Source organism: Kitasatospora azatica KCTC 9699 (genome assembly GCF_000744785.1).
Classification (GTDB): domain Bacteria; phylum Actinomycetota; class Actinomycetes; order Streptomycetales; family Streptomycetaceae; genus Kitasatospora; species Kitasatospora azatica.
The window spans coordinates 1,888,264-1,907,287 of record NZ_JQMO01000003.1 but is presented as its reverse complement, the minus strand read 5'-3'; the positions used below and the strand labels follow the sequence as shown (position 1 = coordinate 1,907,287).

17 protein-coding genes and 1 pseudogene are annotated in these 19,024 nt (G+C 72.3%); 2 read left to right on the top strand and 16 right to left on the bottom strand.

The window, feature by feature from the left end; translation table 11 throughout:
- Positions 1–4 precede the first annotated feature (4 nt).
- The 7 genes and pseudogenes from BR98_RS19135 to rimP form a co-directional block, all read right to left on the bottom strand.
- The gene (locus tag BR98_RS19135) at positions 5–1,108 is read right to left on the bottom strand and encodes a DHH family phosphoesterase (protein ID WP_083976734.1); all 1,104 of its coding nucleotides are present in this window, start codon (positions 1,106–1,108) and stop codon (positions 5–7) included.
- 2 nt (positions 1,109–1,110) lie between these two features.
- Positions 1,111–1,554, bottom strand: coding sequence for a 30S ribosome-binding factor RbfA (gene rbfA / locus BR98_RS19130; protein ID WP_035846275.1), 444 nt, complete (start codon positions 1,552–1,554; stop codon positions 1,111–1,113).
- 150 nt (positions 1,555–1,704) lie between these two features.
- Complete coding sequence (locus BR98_RS19125; RefSeq protein WP_035846273.1) at positions 1,705–2,001, bottom strand: DUF503 domain-containing protein; 297 nt, start codon at positions 1,999–2,001, stop codon at positions 1,705–1,707.
- 139 nt (positions 2,002–2,140) lie between these two features.
- Positions 2,141–5,319 (bottom strand): annotated as a pseudogene (infB, locus tag BR98_RS38160) (translation initiation factor IF-2).
- A gap of 192 nt (positions 5,320–5,511) precedes the next feature.
- Positions 5,512–5,805, bottom strand: coding sequence for a YlxR family protein (locus tag BR98_RS19115; protein ID WP_083977517.1), 294 nt, complete (start codon positions 5,803–5,805; stop codon positions 5,512–5,514).
- A gap of 80 nt (positions 5,806–5,885) precedes the next feature.
- The gene (gene nusA / locus BR98_RS19110) at positions 5,886–6,911 is read right to left on the bottom strand and encodes a transcription termination factor NusA (protein ID WP_035846268.1); all 1,026 of its coding nucleotides are present in this window, start codon (positions 6,909–6,911) and stop codon (positions 5,886–5,888) included.
- A gap of 2 nt (positions 6,912–6,913) precedes the next feature.
- Positions 6,914–7,462, bottom strand: a complete 549-nt coding sequence (rimP, locus tag BR98_RS19105; RefSeq protein WP_035846267.1) for a ribosome maturation factor RimP — start codon at positions 7,460–7,462, stop codon at positions 6,914–6,916.
- Between the two features lie 783 nt (positions 7,463–8,245).
- Between rimP and BR98_RS42585 the strand changes: the two genes are divergently transcribed.
- The gene (locus tag BR98_RS42585) at positions 8,246–8,818 is read left to right on the top strand and encodes a ferritin-like domain-containing protein (protein ID WP_157538180.1); all 573 of its coding nucleotides are present in this window, start codon (positions 8,246–8,248) and stop codon (positions 8,816–8,818) included.
- 116 nt (positions 8,819–8,934) lie between these two features.
- Positions 8,935–9,858 (top strand): aminoglycoside phosphotransferase family protein, encoded by a 924-nt coding sequence (locus tag BR98_RS19090; RefSeq protein ID WP_035846265.1) that lies wholly within the window; start codon positions 8,935–8,937, stop codon positions 9,856–9,858.
- On the opposite strand, the gene BR98_RS19085 is transcribed toward BR98_RS19090, so the two are convergent.
- The 9 genes from BR98_RS19085 to BR98_RS19045 form a co-directional block, all read right to left on the bottom strand.
- Positions 9,831–10,400, bottom strand: a complete 570-nt coding sequence (locus tag BR98_RS19085) for a GNAT family N-acetyltransferase (RefSeq protein ID WP_035846259.1) — start codon at positions 10,398–10,400, stop codon at positions 9,831–9,833. The two genes, BR98_RS19090 and BR98_RS19085, sit on opposite strands and share 28 nt — an antisense overlap.
- Positions 10,401–10,470: 70 nt before the next feature.
- On the bottom strand, positions 10,471–11,346 hold the full coding sequence (locus tag BR98_RS19080) for a GNAT family N-acetyltransferase (RefSeq protein WP_035846258.1): 876 nt from the start codon (positions 11,344–11,346) through the stop codon (positions 10,471–10,473).
- A gap of 34 nt (positions 11,347–11,380) precedes the next feature.
- Positions 11,381–12,541 carry a flavodoxin-dependent (E)-4-hydroxy-3-methylbut-2-enyl-diphosphate synthase gene (gene ispG / locus BR98_RS19075; RefSeq protein WP_035846252.1) on the bottom strand — a complete coding sequence of 387 codons (1,161 nt, stop codon included), beginning with the start codon at positions 12,539–12,541 and terminating at the stop codon, positions 11,381–11,383.
- Between the two features lie 117 nt (positions 12,542–12,658).
- Entirely contained in the window at positions 12,659–13,966 is a 1,308-nt protein-coding gene (locus tag BR98_RS19070) for a M50 family metallopeptidase (protein WP_035846249.1), read from the bottom strand.
- Between the two features lie 72 nt (positions 13,967–14,038).
- Positions 14,039–15,268 carry a 1-deoxy-D-xylulose-5-phosphate reductoisomerase gene (gene dxr, locus BR98_RS19065; RefSeq protein WP_035853002.1) on the bottom strand — a complete coding sequence of 410 codons (1,230 nt, stop codon included), beginning with the start codon at positions 15,266–15,268 and terminating at the stop codon, positions 14,039–14,041.
- 55 nt (positions 15,269–15,323) lie between these two features.
- A complete protein-coding gene (locus tag BR98_RS19060; protein WP_035846247.1) occupies positions 15,324–15,731 on the bottom strand; it encodes a hypothetical protein in 408 nt (135 codons plus the stop codon).
- 82 nt (positions 15,732–15,813) lie between these two features.
- On the bottom strand, positions 15,814–16,197 hold the full coding sequence (locus tag BR98_RS19055) for a hypothetical protein (protein WP_035846246.1): 384 nt from the start codon (positions 16,195–16,197) through the stop codon (positions 15,814–15,816).
- A 78-nt stretch (positions 16,198–16,275) separates the two neighbouring features.
- Entirely contained in the window at positions 16,276–17,247 is a 972-nt protein-coding gene (locus tag BR98_RS19050; RefSeq protein WP_051969929.1) for a hypothetical protein, read from the bottom strand.
- A gap of 280 nt (positions 17,248–17,527) precedes the next feature.
- Positions 17,528–18,970 (bottom strand): aldehyde dehydrogenase family protein, encoded by a 1,443-nt coding sequence (locus BR98_RS19045; protein WP_035846245.1) that lies wholly within the window; start codon positions 18,968–18,970, stop codon positions 17,528–17,530.
- Positions 18,971–19,024: the final 54 nt, after the last annotated feature.

Sequence of the window (19,024 nt, the reverse complement as noted above, 5' to 3'; positions counted from 1 at the left end):
ATGATCAGCCGAGCGCGGACCGGAACCGCGCCACGGTGCTCGGCACGTCCTCGCGCACCGAGAACCCGGCCGCGTACACATGCCCGCCCCCGCCCAACTCCTGGCAGGCCGCCGCCACGTCGACCGCACCCTTCGAGCGGCAGGAGCCGCGCAGCGTGCCGTCCGGGTCCTGCTTGAGCACCAGCGCCACCTCGGCCTCGGCCGGGCGGCGCAGGATGTCGATCAGGCCCTCGATCTCCTCGACGGTGACGCTGTACAGCGCCAGGTCCTGGTAGGGCACCCAGGTCCACACCAGCCCGCGCCCGTCGACCGCCTCGGGCTCGTAGACCGCCCGGTCCAGCGCGGCGGCCAGCACCTTCAGGTAGCCGAAGGAGGAGGTGTCCCAGAGCTGGCGGGAGATCAGGTCGTGCCGGATCCCGGTGGCCAGCAGCCGCCCGGCCAGCTCATGGGTCTGCGGCGTGGTGGCCGCGTACTTGAACGACCCGGTGTCGGTGGCGACCCCCGTGTACAGGCAGGTGGCCAGCTCCTGGTCGAGCCGCACCCCGAGCCGGCGCAGCAGCTCGTCCACCAGCACGGCAGTGGCCGGCGCGCTCGGGTCGATCAGCCGGTGCGTCCCGAAGCCCGGGTTGGAGGCGTGGTGGTCGATCACCACCAGGGTGCGCGCCGCGAAGGCCTTCTGGTGCAGCAGGCCGAGCCGTCCTTCGGAGGCCACGTCGAAGCAGAGCACCAGGTCCGGCTGGGCCGGCACCTCCGCGGCCGGCACGATCAGCTCCTGCCCGGGCAGGAAGGAGAGCGACTCGGGGATGATCTGCGGATCGTCGCCGAAGGAGACCCGGACCCGGTGCCCGAGCGCCCGCAGCGCCAGTCCGGCGGCCAGCGCCGAGCCGAGCGCGTCCCCGTCGGGGACGATGTGGCAGATCAGGTCGATCTCGGTGGCCCGCCCGATGTCCGCGAGCACCTGCTCCCAGACCGCGTCGAAGCCGCCCGGGCACGGCTCGAAGCCGCCCGGTGACTGCGCGCGCTGCCCCGGAAGCACCGCGAGGGCGTCCGCCACCTCAGTGGTGCCGGACGCCCTCGCCGAACCGGCCGCCGCCGGCTCAACTGCCATGACTACTCGTCCTCGTCCGCGTCGTCGCGGGCCGGCGCCTTGTAGGGGTCGGCCTCACCGGCGTACTGCGCCCCGGCGGCGGCGGTGCGCACCGCCGCGTCCGAGACCCGCACCTTGTCGAGCAGGTCGTCGATCTGTCGGGCGTTGTCCGGCAGCGCGTCCGCGACGAAGGTCAGCGACGGGGTGAAGCGCACCCCGGTCTGCTTGCCGACCTCGGACCGGAGCACGCCCTTGGCGCTCTCCAGCGCGGCCGCCGTGGCCTCCCGCTCGGTCTCGTCGCCGAAGACCGTGTAGAAGACCGTGGCCTCCCGCAGGTCGCCGGTGACGCGGGTGTCGGTGATGGTCACGAAGCCCAGCCGCGGATCCTTGATGCGCCGCTCCAGGGTCTGGGCGACGACCACCTGGATACGGTCGGCGAGCTTGCGCGCCCTTGCGGTGTCGGTCACGTTGCCTCCTCGTGCAGTGGGCACGGTACTCCGGGTGATCGCTCACCCCTCGGGGCCCAAGCCCCAAAGTACCGGCCCGCGCCCAGCCTTGTGGGCGCTCTCGGTCCTCGTCGGTGTGACGGTGGCGACGTTGCGCCCCCGCTCCCGATCTCAATCATCCTCGTCGCCGTAGTAGCGCCTCCTCGCGGAGAGCAACTGCACTTCGGGGCGGCCGGCGACCAGCCGCTCACAGCTGTCCAGGATCTCGGTGACGAACCGGTGTTCGCCCGAGACGACCGCGAGGCCGATCTCGGCCCGGCGGTGCAGATCCTGGTTCCCGACTTCTGCGGCGCACACGCTGTACTTGCGCTGCAGTTCGGCCACGATGGGCCGCACGATCGATCGCTTCTCCTTCAACGAGTGAACGTCGCCGAGGAGCAGGTCGAAGGTGAGTGTTCCCACGAACATGTATGACAGGTCTCGCCGACCTGAAGGCCTCGTAGTAACCCCCGGACGAATCGGGGGCTGATGTCGAGGACCCTACACAGCGAGACCGGGGCCGGTCGACGGGAAATTTCCCGCCGACCGGCCCCGGTACGAGCACCCGTTACGAGCGCGGCTTCTCGCGCATCTCGAAGGTCTCGATGATGTCGTCCACCTTGATGTCGTTGAACGACCCCAGGGTGACACCGGCCTCGAAGCCCTCGCGGACCTCGGTCGCGTCGTCCTTGAAGCGGCGCAGACCCTCGATGGTGAGGCTCTCCGACACGACCTTGCCGTCGCGGATGAGGCGGGCCTTGGCGTTGCGGCGCAGCAAGCCCTCGCGGACGATGACACCCGCGATGTTGCCGAACTTGGAGCTGCGGAACACCTCGCGGATCTCCGCGGAGCCGAGGCGCACCTCCTCGTACTCGGGCTTGAGCAGGCCCTTGAGCGCGGCCTCGATCTCCTCGATCGCCTGGTAGATGACCGAGTAGTACCGGACGTCGACGCCCTCGCGCTCGGCGGCCGTGCGAGCACGGCCCTCGGCGCGGACGTTGAAGCCGATGATGATCGCTTCCGAGCCCATCGCCAGGTCCACGTCGGACTCGGTGATGGCACCCACACCGCGGTGCAGGATCCGGAGCTCGACCTCGTCGCCCACGTCGAGCTTGACGAGGGCGTCCTCGAGGGCTTCCACCGAACCGGAGACGTCGCCCTTGATGATGAGGTTGAGCTGCTGGATACCGCCGGCCGCGATCGCCTGGTCCAGGTTCTCCAGGGAGATCCGCATCGGACGCTTGGCGAACATGGCGTTGCGGTCACGGGCCGAACGCTTCTCGGCGATCTGGCGCGCGGTGCGGTCGTCGTCGACGACGATGAAGCTGTCGCCGGCGCGCGGCACCGAGGTCAGACCGAGCAGCAGGACCGGACGGGACGGACCCGCCTCCTCGACGTTCTTGCCGTTCTCGTCGAGCATGGCGCGGACACGGCCGTGCGCGTCGCCGACGGCGATCGAGTCGCCGACCCGCAGCGTTCCACGCTGGACCAGGACGGTCGCCATGGCGCCGCGACCCTTGTCCAGGTGCGCCTCGATGGCGATACCCTGCGCGTCCTGCTCCGGGTTGGCCCGCAGGTCCAGCGAGGCGTCCGCGGTCAGGACCACGGCCTCCAGCAGCTGGTCGATGTGCAGGCCCTGGCGAGCCGAGATGTCGACGAACATGGTGTCGCCGCCGTACTCCTCCGCCACCAGACCGAACTCGGTCAGCTGACCGCGGACCTTGGTCGGGTCGGCGCCCTCGACGTCGATCTTGTTGACGGCGACCACGATCGGCACACCCGCGGCCTTGGCGTGGTTCAACGCCTCAACCGTCTGCGGCATGACACCGTCGTTGGCCGCGACCACCAGGATCGCGATGTCGGTGGACTTGGCACCACGGGCACGCATGGCGGAGAACGCCTCGTGACCCGGGGTGTCGAGGAAGGTGATCTTCCGGTCCTCGCCGTTGACGTCGGCCGTGACCTGGTAGGCACCGATGTGCTGGGTGATGCCACCGGCCTCGCCCGCGACCACGTTGGACTTGCGGATCGCGTCGAGCAGTCGGGTCTTACCGTGGTCGACGTGACCCATGACGGTCACCACCGGCGGACGGGCGACCAGCATGTCCTCGTCGCCCTCGTCGGCACCGAAGTCGATGTCGAAGGACTCGAGCAGCTCGCGGTCCTCGTCGTCACGGCTGACGATCTCCAGCACGAAGCCCATCTCGCCGGCCAGCAGCTCGAGGGTGGCGTCGGAGACCGACTGGGTCGCGGTGACCATCTCGCCGAGGTTGAACATCACCGAGACCAGCGACGCCGGGTTGGCGTTGATCTTCTCCGCGAAGTCCATCAGCGAGGCGCCGCGCGACAGCCGGACAGTCTGTCCGTTGCCGCGGGGCAGCATCACGCCACCCATGGACGGGGCCTGCATGGCCTCGTACTCCTGGCGCTTCGCCCGCTTCGACTTGCGACCGCGCGCCGGGCGACCACCCGGGCCACGACCGAAGGCACCCTGCGTGCCACCACGGGCACCCGGGCCGCCGGGACGACCGCCGAAGCCACCGGGACGCGGGCCGAAGCCACCGCCGCCACCGGCGCCGCCACCCGGACGGGGCCGCCGAAGCCGCCACCGCCACCACCGGCCGGGCGCGAGCCCGGACCGGCCGGACGACCGGCGAAGCCGGGACGGGCGCCGCCGCCGGCACCCGGACCACCCGGACGGCCGCCGGGGCCACCGGGACCACGGCCACCGGGGCCCGGACGCGGGCCAGTGCCCGGGCCGGGACGCTGCGGCATCATGCCCGGGTTCGGGCGCGGCATGCCGGACGGGCTGGGAGCACCCGGACGCGGGCCGGCCGGACGCGGCATCCCGTCGGGACGCGGCGCGCCGCCGGGACCACCCGGACGGGCCGGGCGGGCACCGCCAGGGCCGTCGGAACGCTGTGCACCGGCACCGGGACCACCCGGACGGGCCGGGCGGGCACCGCCAGGGCCGTCGGAACGCTGTGCACCAGCGCCGGGACCACCCGGACGGGCCGGGCGGGCACCGCCAGGGCCGTCTGAACGCTGTGCACCGGCGCCGGGACCACCCGGACGGGCCGGACGCTCGCCCGGCGCGGCCGGACGACGGTCACCGGGACGGGCCATGCCCGTGGCGCTGCCGGAGGTGAAGGGGTTGTTGCCCGGACGCGGACCGGCCGGACGCGGGCCCGGACGGGCGCCACCGGCGGCGGGGCCGGCCGCACGCGGGGCCGGCGAAGCCGGACGCGCTGCGGGGGCGGGGGCGTCGCCGGCCGGAGCCGGCGAGGAGAACTCGGCCGCCGGAGCAGCCGGGGCCGCCGGAGCGGCGGGACGTGCGGCCGGACGCGGGCCCGGAGTCGGCGCACCCGGACGCGAGGCGGCGGGAGCCGCCGGCGCCGCGGGGGCGGCCGGAGCGGCAGCAGCCGGGGCGGCGGCTGCCGGAGTCGGACGGGGGCCGGGGGCCGCGGTGGGACGCGGACCCGGCGTGGGGGCACCCGGCTTGGGTGCAGCGCCACCGGCACCGCCGGCGGGCTGGGGCGCCGCGGGCTTCCGCGGGCCAGGCTTGGCGGAGCCGCCACCGGACGGCGGCGTCGCTCCCAAAGCATCAGTCAACTTGCGCACAACCGGCGCCTCGATCGTCGAGGACGCCGAACGGACGAACTCACCCAGCTCGGTCAGCTTGGCCATGACGGCCTTGCTCTCCAAGCCGAGTTCCTTGGCGAGTTCGTAAACCCGGACCTTAGCCACTTCGCTCCTGTCTATAAGTCCGGGGTCGTTGTCCGCCGGACCGTCGCTACTTCATGGGCGTACTCATCGCGTACTCATCGAGTGCTCATCGCAATCTCGACCTACTTCCATCTCGCGAGGTACCTGACTGGTGGCGCGGTGCACCGTGGTGCGCGCGCCGTTGCTCTGTACGGTGGTTCGTCCCCAGGGTCCTCAGGACGCCGGGGTGCTGTCTGCCCTGGCCTCGACGTGCTCACGCAGCGCCTCCGTGTCGAGCGCGCCCTGGAGCCGGAAGGCTCTCGGGAACGCCCGGCGGCGGACTGCCAGGTCGAGACAGGCCGGGTCGGGGTGCAGGTACGCTCCCCGGCCAGGCTGCGAATTGCCGGGATCGGGGGCGCAGACGCCCTCGACCGCCGTGACTCGCAACAGCTCGTGCTTGGCCGCTCGCTTGCGGCAGCCCACGCAGGTGCGTTCAGGGCATGCGCGGACATGCGTCCGGCCGGACACCTTCAAGTCTACCCCTCCGCAGGGACTGACCGCGGCCCCGCCGATCAGGGCAGGGCCGCGACTATCCGATTTCAACGCGATTACTCCGGGCGGGATTCCCCGCTGCGGCCCGCATCGGAGCCCTCACCCGAGGTGTCGGTGTCCGGCCGGATGTCGATCCGCCATCCGGTGAGGCGAGCCGCCAGACGGGCGTTCTGCCCCTCCTTGCCGATCGCCAGCGAGAGCTGGTAGTCCGGCACGATCACCCGAGCGGAGCGCTGCTGCAGGTCCACGATCTCGACCTTGGTCACCCGGGCGGGGGACAGCGCGTTCGCCACCATCTCGGCCGGATCGTCCGACCAGTCGACGATGTCGATCTTCTCGCCGTGCAGCTCGGCCATCACATTGCGCACCCGGCCGCCCATCGGGCCGATGCAGGCGCCCTTGGCGTTCAGACCGGCCCGGCGCGAGTGCACGGCGATCTTGGTGCGGTGGCCGGCCTCGCGGGCGATCGCGGCGATCTCGACGCTGCCGTCGGCGATCTCCGGGACCTCCAGCGCGAACAGCTTCTTCACCAGGTTGGGGTGGGTGCGCGAGAGCGTCACCGAGGCGCCGCGGACACCGCGACGGACCGCCACCACGTAGCTGCGCAGGCGGGTGCCGTGCTTGTACTCCTCGCCGGGGACCTGCTCCTGCGGGGGCAGGATCGCCTCCAGCTTGCCGATGTCCACCAGCACGTTCTTCGGGTCGTTGCCCTGCTGGACGACACCCATCACGATGTCGCCCTCCTTGCCCGCGTACTCGCCGAAGGTCTGGTCGTCGGCGGCGTCGCGCAGGCGCTGCAGGATCACCTGCTTCGCGGTGCTGGCGGCGATCCGGCCGAAGCCGCTCGGGGTGTCGTCGAACTCGCGGGGCTCGGCGCCCTCCTCCAGCTCGCTCGCGTCCTCCAGCGCCCACACCGTCACGTGGCCGGTCTTGCGGTTCAGCTCGACCCGGGCCCGACGGCGCGAGCCCTCGGTCCGGTGGTACGCGATGAGGAGCGCCGACTCGATCGACTCGACCAGCAGGTCGAACGGGATGTTCTTCTCGGTCACCAGCCCACGCAGGGCACTCATGTCGATGTCCACGGCTACGCCTCCTCTTCTTCCTCGGAGAGCGGCTGCTCGTCCTCTTCTTCTTCGGACAGCAGTTGCTCGTCCTCCTTGCGGTTGAACTCCACCTGGATCCGCGCCTTGGCCACCTCGGCGAACTCCAGGCGGCGCTCCTTGGCCCGGCCGCGGCCCTTCACCGGCTGCACCTCGACCAGCGCGCCGTCCTCGTCGGTCTCCAGGATGCGCGCGACGATCTCGCCGCCCTCGGTCAGCTGGATCTTCACCAGTCGGCCGGTGTTGCGGCGCCAGTGGCGGGGTTCGGTGAGCGGGCGGTCCACGCCCGGGGAGCCGACCTCCAGGACGTAGGCGGAGCTGCCCAGCAGGTCGCTCTCGTCCAGGGCCTGGCCGACCTCGCGGCTGAACTCGGCGATCGCATCCAGGTCCACGCCGCCGTCTGCGTCCACATCGATCTGCACCTGGCGGCGGCTGCCGGCCTGGGTCACCTTGACGTCCTCAAGGTCCAGGCCCGCCCGCTCGGCCAGCGGCTCCAACAGGGCACGCAACCGATCGGTGGGGGTGGTGCTCATCCGGGTGACTCCTCGGCCGCGTCTGCTGTTGTCAGTGGTCGTAACTCGGCCAAAGCCTATCGGGTCGACCCCCCAACCGCCGATTCCGGTGGTCCCGCGCGGTGCCCGGTGTCCGCCGCACCGCCCCGCCCTATGCTCCGCGCGAGGCGGACGGTACGGTCCAACCGGGCGGGCACAACTCTTTCACGTTCTCGTTCACCACCAGTCACGATCGCGGGGGCGTCAGCGGCTCCCGCACGAGTTCTCGGGAGCACGTCGATGCAGTCCACCGGCCGGCGGACTTTCCTGGCCACCGGGGCGCTGGCCGCCGCCGGGCTGCTGGCCGCCTGCACCTCCGGATCCGGGAGCGGTTCCGGCTCACCGGGGTCGGGCGGCAAGGGGAAACCCGACCCGGACCTGCCGCTGCGCACCCGGGCGGTGGCCGCGACCGACGCGCTGCTGGCCCAGTACGCGGCGCTGCCGGCAGGCAGCGCCGGCGGTGCACCGGTGGCGGAGCTGCAGGCGGAGCTGGTCAAGCAGCGGGCGGCGCTGGCGAGCGGACTGCCCGCGTCCAGTGCTCCCAGCGCCGCTGCCGCCAGTTCCCCAGCCACGGCGGCTGCCTCGACGGCTGCCTCCGGATCGCCGGCGGGCGGCACGGTGGCCGCGTTGGCCGGCGCCGAGCGGAGCACCGCGCAGGCCAGGCTGGCCGATCTCGCCGCCGCCTCGCCGGAGCTGGCCCGGCTGCTGGCCTCGGCCGCTGCGGCCGGTGCGCTGCACGCGGTGCGGCTGGGCGACCAGACCCCGCTGACGGTTCCCGCCGACACCCCCTCAGCAGGTGCACCGTCAGCAGGTGCACCGTCAGCTGACGGCGGATCACCCAGCTCCTCCCCCAGCACCCCTAACCCGCCATCAGCCGGTGCCACCGCCGCACTCCAGGCCGCGCTGGCCGCCGAGCACGCCGCCGTGTACGCCTTCGGGGTGGTCGGCGCCAAGGTCCCGCCGGGCCCCAAGCGCGACGAGGCCCGGGCCGGCTACGCCGCCCACCAGGCCCGCCGGGACGCCTGGCAGCGAATACTGGCCGCGGCCGGCGCGACGCCGGCCGCAGCCGCTCCCGGGTACCAGTTGCCGTTCGCCGTCCCGGACCCGGCGGCCGCCGGACGACTGGCCGCCGAGGTCGAGTCCCGACTGACCGCCGTCTACGCCGACCTGGTCGCCGCCGGCTCCGGCGGGCTGCGGATGACCGCGGCCACGGCGCTGCGCGAGTGCGTGCTGCAGTGCGCGCACTGGGGTGGCGCCTCGACCGCACTGCCGGGCCTCGCGGAGCCCGCCGCCTCGCCGTCGGCGGGCTCCGCGAGCGCCTCCGGCTCCCCCCGGTAGACCCACCACCGGCCCCCGATATGGCGCTGACCAGCGCGGCTGTCCGGCCGGGGCGGGGTGGATGGCCGACAATGGACGGGTAGTACCACGGGGGCAGCACCAGACGGAAGGTCGGCATGTCGTCAGCAGCAGGGCAGATCACCGTCCCCGACCGGCTCCGCGACGGCGTGCTGGCCCGCCAGGGCCAGACCGGGGAGCGTTGGCTGGCCGCCCTCCAGGACCGGGTGACCCGTCAGCTGGCCCGCTGGGACCTGATCCTGGACCGGATCGCCGACCCGGGCGGGCGGTTGAGCCTGATCGGGTACGTCCGCCGGGGTGACAACTCCCCCGCCGTGCTCAAGACCGGACTGGTCACCCCCGAGACCGCCCAGGAACACGCGGCACTCACCCACTGGGCCGGACGCGGCGCCGTGCTGCTGCTGGACGCCGAGCCCGCCGAGGGGTTCCTGCTGCTGGAGCGTCTGCACGGGGACATCCCGCTGCGCTCACTGGCCGAGGCGAAGGCGATGCTGGAGGCGACCAGCCTGCTGCGGCGGTTGTGGACCGAGCCCCCGACGGGCCATCAGTTCACCTCGGTGGCCGAACAGGTCGAGCTGCGGATCGGCTGGCTGCGCGAGCACCGGGCGCTGGCCGAGCGGCTGGACGCGCTGCGGCTGCTCGACGAGGCGACCGAGATCGCGGCGGGACTGCTGAGCTCCATTCCCGAGCAGTTCCTGCTGCACGGCGACTTCCACCACGGCAACGTGATGGCCGCCGACCGCTCCCCGTGGCTGGCCATCGACCCGCAGCCGCTGGTCGGCGAGCGCGCCTACGACCTGGCCTGGCTGGCCCAGGACCGCAAGGAGACGCTGGCCGCGGCCCCCGGCCCGCAGGGCGCCGCCCGCCGCCGGCTGCACCAGCTCGCCGAGGCGGTGGAGGTGGATCGGGACCGCCTGCGCGGCTGGACCCTGTTCCGCACCGTCGCCGCCGGCCTGACCGCCCTGGCCGCCGGCGAACGCAGCAACGCGGAGCTCTACCTGGAGTTCGCGGACGGGTTGTAGGACCGGTCCAGCAGGGGCAGCCGGGCGCCCATCACCGCGTACGGGCGGTCGGTGGCGGGAAAGCGGACGGCGCGGGCCAGGTCGCGGTAGCCCAGGGAGCGGTAGAGGCGGCGGGCCGGGGTCTCGGCGTCGATCGCGGAGAGGATGCTGCGCGGCAGCCCGGAGCGCTCGCACAGGGTGCGGATCAGGGTGCTGCCCAGGCCCCGCCCCTGATACTCGGGCAGCACGTGCAGTTCGGTGACGGCGAAGACGTTGTCCAGCCAGTCCCCGTGGCCGTGCGCCTCCAGGTGCGGCTGGATGACGGTGCTCCACCAGTGCGAGCGCTGGTTCGGCATGCCGTAGCCGAAGCCGACCAGCCGACCGCCGCTGAGCGCGCCGAGCGCGATCACCCCGGGCTGCAGCGCGTGCCGCCCGACGATGTGCAGCCGTACCGCCACCTCTTCGGCGGAGAGCCCGAAGGCGGCCGCCTGCACCTCGAGCGCATACGGCGCCCAGGCGGCCAAGTCGATCGGCTGAACGGTGATCTCGGTGAGCTGCTCCATGCCGGGGACGTTACTCCACCGGGTGGGGTGCCGACAGGAGATCACCGCCCCGAGCGCGGGCGACTAACAGTCAGAAAAGTACCGACATGAAGGCGCCGACCTCACGGAATCCCACCCGGTGGTACGCGGCCCGGGCGGGCAGGTTGTAGTCGTTCACGTAGAGGCTGACCACCGGGGCCACCTCGCGCAGCGCGATCTCCAGCACCGCGGCCATGCCCGCCTCGGAGAGCCGCCGGCCGCGGTGGGCGGGGGCCACCCAGACGCCCTGGATCTGGCAGGCGCCCTGGGTGACGGCGCCGATCTCGGCCTTGAAGACGACCTCGCCCTGCTCCGAGATCCGGGCGAACGAGCGTCCGCCGCTGACCAGTTCGGCGACCCTTGCCTGGTAGAGCAGGCCACCGTCGCCGGCCAGCGGGGAGATCCCGACCTCCTCGGTGAACATCGCCACGCAGGCCGGCATCAGCAGCTCGAGCTCGTCCCGGCGGACCCGGCGGACCAGCGGGTCGGGCGCGACCTCGGTGGCGGGTTCGGTGGTGGCCATCAGCGGCTGGTGGCCCCGGACCTCGCGGGCCGGGCCCCAGCTGCGCTCCAGCAGCGCCCACAGCTCGGCGGTGGGTTCGGCGGGGCCGACGATCGAGGAACAGCGGCGGCCCTGCCGGCGGGCCCGCTCGGCGAAGGCCCGGACGGCCTGCGGGCCGGCGTTGATCGGCACCAGGTTGGCGCCGGCGTAGCAGAGCGACTCCAGCCGGCCGTCCTGGTCGTGCCAGCCCCACATCTCGCCGCCGAGCCGCCACGGGTCGAGGCCGACCGCCTCGACCCGGGTGGCGACGAAGGCGTTGGCGACCGGGTCGCGGTGCAGCACCGCCAGGGTGTCGGCCAGGTCCGCGCCGTCCAGCACCCGGGTGGCAGCCAGGCTGCGGGCAGCCTGCAGGGAGCCGGGGAGCATCACACCTCGATCGAGCACTGTGCCTCACTCACCGTCAGTCGGCGGCGATCACGGTCGGGCTGCCGGACTCCACGCCGTCGGCCTGCATCTGCTCGGCCAGCTTGAGGGCCTCCTCGATCAGGGTCTCGACGATCTTGGACTCGGGCACCGTCTTGATCACCTCGCCCTTGACGAAGATCTGCCCCTTGCCGTTGCCCGAGGCCACCCCGAGGTCGGCCTCGCGGGCCTCGCCCGGACCGTTGACGACGCAGCCCATGACCGCGACGCGCAGCGGCACCTCCATGCCCTCCAGGCCGGCGGTGACCTCCTCGGCGAGCTTGTAGACGTCCACCTGGGCGCGGCCGCAGGACGGGCAGGAGACGATCTCCAGACCCCGCTGACGCAGGCCGAGCGACTCCAGGATCTGGTTGCCGACCTTGATCTCCTCGGCCGGAGGCGCGGACAGCGAGACCCGGATGGTGTCGCCGATGCCCTCGGCCAGCAGCGCGCCGAAAGCGACGGCCGACTTGATGGTGCCCTGGAAGGCCGGGCCCGCCTCGGTGACACCGAGGTGCAGCGGGTAGTCGCAGGCCGCCGCGAGCTGCCGGTAGGCGTTGATCATCACGACCGGGTCGTTGTGCTTGACCGAGATCTTGATGTCGCGGAAGTCGTGCTCCTCGAAGAGCGAGCACTCCCACAGCGCGGACTCCACGAGCGCCTCGGGGGTGGCCCGGCCGTACTTCTCCAGCAGCCGCTTGTCCAGCGAGCCGGCGTTGACGCCGATCCGGATCGGGGTCCCGGCGGCCTTGGCCGCCTTGGCGATCTCGCCGACCTTGTCGTCGAAGGCCTTGATGTTGCCCGGGTTCACGCGCACGGCCGCGCAGCCGGCGTCGATCGCCGCGAACACGTACTTCGGCTGGAAGTGGATGTCGGCGATCACCGGGATCTGCGACTTCCTCGCGATGATCGGCAGCGCGTCCGCGTCGTCCTGGGAGGGCACGGCGACCCGGACGATCTGGCAGCCGGAGGCGGTGAGCTGCGCGATCTGCTGCAGCGTCGCGTTGATGTCCGAGGTCAGCGTGGTGGTCATCGACTGCACCGAGACCGGGGCGTCGCCGCCGACCGGAACGTTGCCGACCATGATCTGACGCGAGTAGCGGCGCTTGGCGAGCGGCTTGAGCGGCAGGGACGGAATACCGAGCGAGATCGCGGTCATGTGCGCAGGGTTCCCCGGAGTAGAGGTGACGGACGCCGGGTGCGCGGTGATCGCACACCCGGCGTCCAACGGTACGGCACCCGCGAGGGCCCCCGCGCACGCCCCCTGAGCGGTCGGCTAGCTGATCTTGACCGGGTTGATCACGTCGGCGATCAGCACCAGCAGGGTGAAGCCGATGAAGATGCTGGCCACCACGTAGGCCACCGGCATCAGCTTGGCGACGTCGAACGGACCCGGGTCGGGGCGCTTGAAGAGCCTGGCGGCGTGACGCCGGATCGACTCCCAGAGCGCGCCGGCCACATGGCCGCCGTCCAGCGGGAGCAGCGGCAGCATGTTGAAGAGGAAGAGCGAGAGGTTGATGCCGGCCAGCAGACTGATCATGATGGCGACCCGCTGGGTGGCGGGCACGTGGTTGTTCGAGAAGACCTGGCCGCCGACCCGGGCCGCGCCGACCATGCCGACCGGGGAGTCGGCCTGCCGCGGGGTGCCCTTGACCACCGAGTCCCACAGCGCCGGGATCTTGCCGGGCAGCGCGAGCAGCGAGTGCACCCCGGTGTCGGCCATCTCGGACATCCTGTCGACGCTCGCGCCGAAGCTGAGCCGGACCACACCGGAGGTGGGGGTGATGCCCAGGAAGCCGGTCACCGTCTCGGTGCCCGGGATCGGGTCGCCGTTCTTGTCCAGCTTGGCCAGGGTGTTCTTCTGGATCGTGGCGGTCAACGTGACCTGCTGGCCGCCGCGCTTGACCACCACCGGCACGGTCTTCTCGGCGGACTGGCGGATGTCCGCGGAGAGCTGCTTGTAGTTGCTGATCCGGTGGCCGTCGAAGGAGACGATGGTGTCGCCCTGCTGGATCCCGGCCGCCCCGGCCGGCGAGGGCAGGGCGTCCTTCGGGCAGGCCTCCTTGGCCTGGCTGACCGGGACGACGCAGGGCGAGACCGAGTCGACGGTCGGCAGCGACATCGGGGTGCCGAAGCCCATCATCGCCACCAGGAAGAGCGCGAAGGCCAGGATCAGGTTCATGAACGGCCCGGCGAACATCACGATGACGCGCTTCCACGGCTTGCGGGTGTAGAAGAGCCGGTCCTCGTCGCCGGGCTGCAGCTCCTCGTACGAGGCCTCGCGGGCGTCCTCGATCATCGAGCGCCAGGGCGAGCTGCTGCGCTTGGTGATCCGGCCGTCCTCGCCCGGCGGGAACATCCCGATCATCCGGATGTAGCCGCCCAGCGGGATCGCCTTGACGCCGTACTCGGTCTCGCCCTTCTTGCGGGACCAGATGGTCGGGCCGAAGCCGACCATGTACTGCGGCACCCGGATCTTGAAGAGCTTGGCCGTGGACAGGTGGCCCAGCTCGTGCCAGGCGATCGAGAAGAGCAGCCCGACGAAAAAGACCACGATGCCCAGCACCGTCATCACTGCAGTCACCGCTGGTCCTCCGTCATGTCGCTCCCACTGGCCATCTTGCACCCGGCTGCCACGCCCCGTAACGCCACCGTGTCAGCCGGCTGCCAGCTCACGGGCCCGAGCTCGCGCCCAGCCCTCCGCATCCAGGACGTCCTCGATGGTCAGCGAAGTTCCCGAGCGCGGGGTGCCGTGCTCGGCGACCACCTTGGCGACCGTGTCCACGATGCCGGTGAAGGCCAGGCCGCCGTTGAGGAAGGCGTCCACACACTCCTCGTTGGCGGCGTTGAAGACGGCCGGCGCGGTTCCGCCGAGCGTACCGACCTCGCGGGCCAGCGCCACGGCCGGGAAGGCCTCGTCGTCCAGCGGGAAGAACTCCCAGGTGGCGGCCTTGGTCCAGTCGCAGCCCGGGGCGGCGTCGGGCACCCGGTCGGGCCAGCCGAGGCCGAGCGCGATCGGCATCCGCATGTCCGGCGGGCTGGCCTGGGCCAGCGTGGAGCCGTCGGTGAACTCCACCATCGAGTGCACCACCGACTGCGGATGGACCACCACGTCGATCCGGTCGAACGGGATGTCGTAGAGCAGGTGGGCCTCGATCACCTCCAGGCCCTTGTTGACCAGGGTGGCCGAGTTGATCGTCACCACCGGGCCCATCGCCCAGGTCGGGTGGGCCAGCGCGTCCTTCGGGGTGACGCCGGCCAGCTGCTCACGGCTGCGGCCGCGGAACGGCCCGCCGCTGGCGGTGACCACCAGGCGGCGGACCTCACCCGGGGTGCCGGCGGTCAGCGCCTGGAAGAGCGCGGCGTGCTCGGAGTCCACCGGGACGATCTGACCGGGCGCGGCCACCGCCTTGACCAGCGGGCCGCCGACGATCAGCGACTCCTTGTTGGCCAGCACCAGCACCCGGCCGGCCCGCAGCGCGGCCAGTGTGGGGGCCAGGCCGATCGAGCCGGTGATGCCGTTCAGCACCGAGTGGCAGGGCAGCCCGGCCAACTCGGTGGCGGCGTCCGGTCCGGCCAGCACGGTGGGCAGCGGCCGTCCGGCGGCCCGCTCGGCCAGCGCGGCGCGCAGCGCCGCCTCGGCCTCGGGCCTGGCCACCGCGACGGTGTGCACGCCCAGTTGGAACGCCTGCTCGGCCAGCAGCTCGACCTGCCCGCCCGCCGCCGACAGCGCGACCACCCTGAACCGGTCCGGGTTGCGCAGCACGATGTCGATGGCCTGGGTGCCGATCGAGCCGGTGGATCCGAGGATCACCAGCTCGCGCGGGCCTGAGGGGTCGTCGACGACCGGGGTGAAACGCAGCTGGGGATGGGCGAGCGAGTTCATGGGGACCATTGTGGCCCGAGTGGACCGCCCGCCGTACCCGCTCCAGCGGTCTGCGTTACTTCCAGGCCCACAGCTTTCCGGTCGTCGTGCCGGCGCTGTCCGTCTCGAACTCGAAGACGCCGGCGACGCCGCGCAGACCCGCGAAGGCCGGCGAGTCGCTGCTGTAGATGATCGAGCCGCGCCAGCTGACGCCGCCGTCGCCGGTGAACTGGCCGACGCCTTGGCCGGACCAGCTGGCGTGCGAGCCGTCCGGGCTCATCAGGATGCCCTGGCCGGAGCCGGCCAGCGTGCCGTCGGGGCGCAATCGGGCGGTGTAGCTCCCCATGTCGTTGACCGCGACGCCGAGCAGCGTGCCGGCTGCCCGGAAGGTGGTCTCGACGGCCGGCGGCAGGCCGTGCTCCTCCGCGAGGACCCGCTGCACTATGACCTGGCCCTGCTCCTCACCGATCAGATCGCCGAGCATGATCCGTCTCCTCTCCGTTGCCCCCTGCCTTCCGGACTACGCCGGTGCACCAGGGGTGTCAACGCGGGGAGTCGGCGGGGCATCAGCGGACCACGACGGTCACCGCCCAGTCGTGCCCGGTGCCGTCCTGGCTGGTCAGTCGGGCGGTGCCGGCGGCGGTGGCACCGAACAGCGCCGGGGTGACGCCGATCGGCGCGGTCAGCGGTGCCTTGGCCGGGGCCAGCACCTGCGGGTCGGAGCTGCTGACCGCGGACCAGTGGGCGGAGCCGGTGGCGGTCAGGAAGACGCTGAGCTGCTGGCCGGGCGCCAGGCAGAAGGAGCCGCTGTCGGTCTCGGCCAGGGTGCCCGCGGTGTGCGGCAGCACGGCCTCGGCCGGGGACTGGCAGGCAGCGGCGGGGGGCTGGGCCGTCGGGGCGCCGCAGGCGGTGAGCAGCAGCGCCAGGGGCGCGAGGACGCGCAGTCGCACGGGGATGCCTTCCGGTCGTCCGGCGGTGGCCCGCCGCACCGTGGAGTGCCGGTGCGGCGGGCCACCTGTGACGGTTCGTCAGTGCTGGTTGGTGGCGCTGGTGTAGGAGATCGCGCAACCGCCGGCGTTGCTGTTGAAGTTGTTGCTCCACAGCGACTGCACGGCGAAGTCGGCACCGTTCATGCTGACGATCGCGGAGGCGCCCTGGCCGCTGGAGACCCAGGCGCACTTGTCGCCGTTCTCCGCGCCGCCGCCGTCCACCCAACCGCTGGACGGTGCCGGGTCGGTGACCGTCTCGGCGTACTCGTGGCCGCCGACGATGGTGACGCCCTCGGTGGCCCCGTTCACGCCGCCGCTGGTGGCCACGAAGTTGGCGCCGCAGCCGGCGCCGGCGTCCGGCACGTACGGCATGTTGGTGTACGGCAGGTCGGCGCCGTTCACGGTGGTGTGGTCGTGCCAGGCGCAGTACTGGGTCTTGAAGCCCTGCGGGACCACGCCGTGCGGGGCGTCCACGATGATCTGGACGTTGTCGCCGGAGACGCCGAAGTGCGCGGCGGCCTTCTGCGCCTCGGCGGCGATGGCCGTCTGGCCCGGCTTGCTCGGCGCCTTGACCGAGCTGTCCAACCAGGTGCCGGCCACCGGGTTGCCGGTCGGGTGGCCGACGTGGGTGCCGGAGCTGCCGCACTGGGTGGTGCCGACGGCGACGCCCTGGCAGTACTGGGTCACCGAGTTGGACCAGGTGTCGCCGCTGCCGTAGGCGTGCTGGAAGAAGGAGAGCTGGAGCGCGGCCTCGCCCGACGGGTCGTTGGTGACGGTGGAGCCGGTGCCCCACTGGTTACCCCAGTAGACGATGTAGATCTTCGGGCTGGTGACGATGTTGCCGCCACCGTAGGCGAGGTTGTTGCCGCTCGCGGTGGTGGCGTTGGAGCGGGTGTGCAGCGCGTGGGTCGCGGCCTCCGGCACCTGGGCGCCGGCTGGGGCGGCGACGAGCAGGGCGGCGGCGGTCAGCGCGGCGGCGATGCCGGCGGTGTGCTTGATCGAGCGCAGCAAGGTGATGCCCTTCGATGAGGGTGGTCGATGGGGAGCCCTGCAGTGCGGCCGGGGCCCGTCAGGGTGGGACGGGCATGCCAGGGGCGGCCGCGCCTGTGGGGTGGCGCCGATCCGTGGGGGGTGGGGCCCGGCTGGGGTGCCTGGCCGCCGCGAGCGTAGCCAGCTGACCGGAACGGGTCAAGAGGACCAACGAGTAACGAAATCTTGGGACTTGGCCGTTTGCCGGACAGCAGGAACCCCCGCCTCCGCAGTGCGGAGACGGGGGTTCCGGGGGCACCTGTCAGAGGTCGAGACCGGTCAGCACCAGGACCCGCTCGTAGGTGAAGTCGTCCATCGCGTACTTGACGCCCTCGCGGCCCACGCCGGAGTCCTTGACGCCGCCGTACGGCATCTGGTCGGCGCGGTAGGACGGCGCGTCACCGATGATCACACCGCCGACCTGCAGCTCGCGGTGGGCCCGGAAGGCGGTCTGCACGTCGTGCGTGAATACGCCCGCCTGCAGGCCGAACTTGGAGTCGTTGACCGCCGCGAAGGCCTCCTCGGTGGAGTCCACCTTGTGCAGCGACAGCACCGGGCCGAAGACCTCGGCGGTGGCCAGGATCGCGTCGGCGGGCAGCTCGGCCAGCACGGTGGGCGCGTAGCTCGCACCGTCCCGGCTGCCGCCGGTGAGCACCTTGGCGCCCTTGGCGACGGCGTCCTCGACCCACTCCTGCACGCGCTTGGCGGCGTTCTCGTCCACCAGCGGGCCGACGTCGGTGGCGTCGGCGGCCGGGTCACCGGTGACCTGGGCCTGCACCTTGGTCACCAGCTTCTCCACCAGCGCGTCGTAGACGGTGGCGTCGGCGATCACCCGCTGCACCGAGATGCAGGACTGGCCGCCCTGGTAGTTGGCGAACATCGCGATCCGGGTGGCGGCCCACTCGAGGTCGGCCTCGGAGGACCAGTCGCCCAGCACCACGGCCGCGGCGTTGCCGCCGAGCTCCAGGGTGACGTGCTTGCGCGGCACCGAGTCCATGATCTGGTAGCCGACCCTGTCCGAACCGGTGAAGGAGATCACCGGCAGGCGGTCGTCCTGGACCAGCGCGGGCATCTTCTCGTTCGCCACCGGCAGCACGCTCCACGAGCCGGCCGGCAGCTCGGTCTCGGCCAGCAGCTCACCCAGCAGCAGGGCGGAGAGCGGGGTGGCCGGGGCCGGCTTGAGGATGATCGGGGCGCCGACCGCGATCGCCGGAGCGACCTTGTGGGCCACCAGGTTGAGCGGGAAGTTGAACGGCGCGATGCCCAGCACCACGCCCTTGGGGAACCTGCGGACCACCGCGAAACGGCCCACGCCGCCCGGGTCGGTGTCCAGCCGCATGGTCTCGCCGTTGGTCCGACGGGCCTCCTCGGCCGCCCAGCGGAACACCGAGGCGGCCCGGCCGACCTCGCCGCGGGCCCACTTGATCGGCTTGCCGTTCTCGGCGGTGATCAGCCGGGCGATCTCCTCGGCGCGCTCGGTCAGCCGACGGGCCACGTGGTCCAGCGCGGCGGCGCGCACGTGCGCCGGGGTCGCCGCGAAGACCGGCAGCGCGGCGACGGCGGCGTCCACGGCCTCGTCCACCTGCGCGTCGGTGGGCACGCTGACCGTGCCGACCAGGCTGTTGTCCCAGGGGTGGCGGACCTCCAGGCTGCTCTCGCCGGTCTCCGGACGGCCGGCGAGCCAGAATGCGTGGGTCGTGGTCACGGTGCTACCGGCCCTCTCATCGACGTTCAGTACTCCGCCAACGGTAGGGGGACC

Excerpts from the sequence above, each read along its gene's own strand:
- BR98_RS19135 (WP_083976734.1), bottom strand. The coding sequence starts at position 1,108 with ATGGCAGTTGAGCCGGCGGCGGCCGGTTCGGCGAGGGCGTCCGGCACC.
- BR98_RS19125 (WP_035846273.1), bottom strand. The coding sequence starts at position 2,001 with ATGTTCGTGGGAACACTCACCTTCGACCTGCTCCTCGGCGACGTTCAC.
- rimP (WP_035846267.1), bottom strand. The coding sequence starts at position 7,462 with ATGAGCACCACCCCCACCGATCGGTTGCGTGCCCTGTTGGAGCCGCTG.
- BR98_RS19090 (WP_035846265.1), top strand. The coding sequence starts at position 8,935 with ATGTCGTCAGCAGCAGGGCAGATCACCGTCCCCGACCGGCTCCGCGAC.
- BR98_RS19085 (WP_035846259.1), bottom strand. The coding sequence starts at position 10,400 with ATGGAGCAGCTCACCGAGATCACCGTTCAGCCGATCGACTTGGCCGCC.
- BR98_RS19080 (WP_035846258.1), bottom strand. The coding sequence starts at position 11,346 with ATGCTCCCCGGCTCCCTGCAGGCTGCCCGCAGCCTGGCTGCCACCCGG.
- ispG (WP_035846252.1), bottom strand. The coding sequence starts at position 12,541 with ATGACCGCGATCTCGCTCGGTATTCCGTCCCTGCCGCTCAAGCCGCTC.
- dxr (WP_035853002.1), bottom strand. The coding sequence starts at position 15,268 with ATGAACTCGCTCGCCCATCCCCAGCTGCGTTTCACCCCGGTCGTCGAC.
- BR98_RS19060 (WP_035846247.1), bottom strand. The coding sequence starts at position 15,731 with ATGCTCGGCGATCTGATCGGTGAGGAGCAGGGCCAGGTCATAGTGCAG.